This is a genomic window from Clostridium sp. AM49-4BH (assembly GCF_003478335.1).
Lineage (GTDB): Bacteria > Bacillota > Clostridia > Lachnospirales > Lachnospiraceae > Butyribacter.
Map to the genome: position 1 here is coordinate 1 of NZ_QUFB01000111.1, position 2,234 is coordinate 2,234.

Consider the following 2,234-nt stretch of genomic DNA (forward strand, 5'->3'; position numbering starts at 1 on the left):
GGAACGGCGCTGTTACTTTCCCAGTTTATCCATAAGAGGATGTCAGTGGTATTTATCCCATTTATCGTGTATTCCTATATGGCGTATCTTTTTGGCGGCCAGGCACAGTTCGAAAGGTTTTCTTTGAAAAGTGTGATCAACATGTCAGAAGGTGCCATTACGGTGACAGCAGAGTACACAGCAGTCATGTTTGCGAGTGTAACCCTGGTCACTTTTTTGGTCTATTATGTTGTCGGTATCACGAAAGAGAGGATACATTAACATGGCAAAGTATCAGACAAACAAAACAAAGCGGGCTGTATACAACACGCTGCGGTGTATCGGTGTGATGCTGTTTGGACAAAACCGGTTTAAGCAGCCAAAATTTTTGGAAAATGCAGCACAGAAAGACAAATATGAGGTCTGGCTGGGGATGATCGATGAGGGAAAGATCAACGAAGTTGAAAATGAACTTATCGAAGAGACGGAACAGAGGAGGCCGGATATGCATCCGTCTGAGTCTGAGAAAATGGCAATGCTTGAGGTGGCTCTGCAGATATATAAGTATATCAACGACAAAGATGATGCTTTTTTGGAGAGGTCTTCCTACAGCAGAGAAGAAGTTGAAGAGGGCATTTTGAGCGTGATGCATATATTACATATAGATACCGATATGATATGCCGTCTGCTTTTGTAAATGCAGGAGGGAAAGATGATGTTTCGAAGGAAAAGTATGAGAGCAAAGGTGCTTCCGCTGGGGGCGATGGGGATCAGAGCATGGCCGGAGCAGAATTTTCTTTTTGAGATCCTGATGTCGATGCAGGAAGGGGAGAAATGGATATACAATCATTTTATACAGCTGCGTGGAACTCACTATATCAATCGTGCATGGAACAAGACGGATTCCAGTGTTACATTTTATCCATATGCTATTCACTATCTTGCACCAAATATGTTTGATCTATGTCCGTTCATAGATAAATATGTACTGCCACGTTCTTTTGTGTTTGGATTATTTTCAAAATTTCACAGTTTTGTGATCTCGGCAATCGAAGAAGGGTTTTATATCTCCACCTTTTTGGATCAGTTTTTTCGCGATGATATGCACGGGAATCATGGATATCATCATCCTACATTTATTTATGGGTACGATGATGCTGCAAAATGTGTTTATATTACCGATAACTTTGAAAATGGGAAGTATGCCAAAAAACAGATATCGTATGATCAGCTGGATACGGCATTTTCTTTGATCACCGGACAAGAGTGGTGTTATGGAGTGATCTTATATGGTGCGAAGGAAAAGGCGTATGATTTTGTTCCCGGATATGTAAAAGAACAGTTACAGGACTATCTGGAACCAAAGAGAGGTATTTGCTATATGGATCGGACACTCTGTCCGGATCCGTTTCATGATGGAGAAGATTATCTGAATGAAGTCTTTTTCGGAGCACAGTGCTATGATCTGATCGATCGGAGTATGCAGGCGATCCTTGAGTATGATGATGAATACTCTGCGCATGACTGGCGCAGTCTGGTGCAGATGTGTGATCACAAGTATTTAATGAGAAAACGGTATCAATATATGGTGCAGCATGGGTATGCAGCAATGGATGATACGCTGCATGAGGAACTGGAAACTTTGGAGAAAGAAAGCCTGATCGCACAGAATATGTATATCAAATATACCGTGACGGATGATCTGGAGACCATACGCAGACTTCGGGAACGGCTGCAGGCGATGAAACAAAAAGACATTTGTGCGACGAAAACGTTGATTTCTTTAGTGGAGGCCTGATGTGGCTGTAAGAGGTCACATCAGACAAAAACATTGATCAATGCAGATATCTAAGGTTTCATTGGTTCGAACAACGCAGTAACGGATTTACCGTACAGAAAAGAGGCTGAATGTGACGAGAGAAGAGTTAGTACAGTACGCAGTAGAATACACGTCATTCTATGCGGAAAAATATGCAGGCGCCAACCTGCAGGATGGAAAGAGCCTTCCGATCCTTACCAAAGAGGAGGCGGCGCATGCGGGAGTATCTATTATTTCCAGGGAATATTACGCCAAACTTGGCACGCCGGAGGTGAAAAGTGCATATACTTCCGGGTCGACCGGGATCAGCTTAGAGGCGTTTTCTACCAATGCGGAAAGCGCAGGACAGCTTTTTTCACTCTGGCTGTACCGGCGGAAATATTATGGGATCAATACCGATGCAAAATTTTGTTTTTTCTTTACCCTGAGAGATCAT

Annotated in this window: 4 protein-coding genes; all 4 read left to right on the forward strand. The window is 42.8% G+C overall.

What is annotated here, in order from left to right:
- A partial coding sequence (locus tag DW981_RS14475; protein ID WP_207664016.1) for a hypothetical protein occupies positions 1-261 on the forward strand: 261 nt, incomplete at its 5' end.
- A 1-nt stretch (position 262) separates the two neighbouring features.
- Entirely contained in the window at positions 263-676 is a 414-nt protein-coding gene (locus tag DW981_RS14480) for a DUF6483 family protein (protein WP_022025604.1), read from the forward strand.
- Between the two features lie 18 nt (positions 677-694).
- On the forward strand, positions 695-1,777 hold the full coding sequence (locus tag DW981_RS14485) for a hypothetical protein (RefSeq protein ID WP_147352679.1): 1,083 nt from the start codon (positions 695-697) through the stop codon (positions 1,775-1,777).
- A gap of 112 nt (positions 1,778-1,889) precedes the next feature.
- Positions 1,890-2,234, forward strand: a 345-nt coding sequence (locus tag DW981_RS14490; protein WP_147352680.1) for a hypothetical protein, incomplete at its 3' end; no start/stop codon positions are given.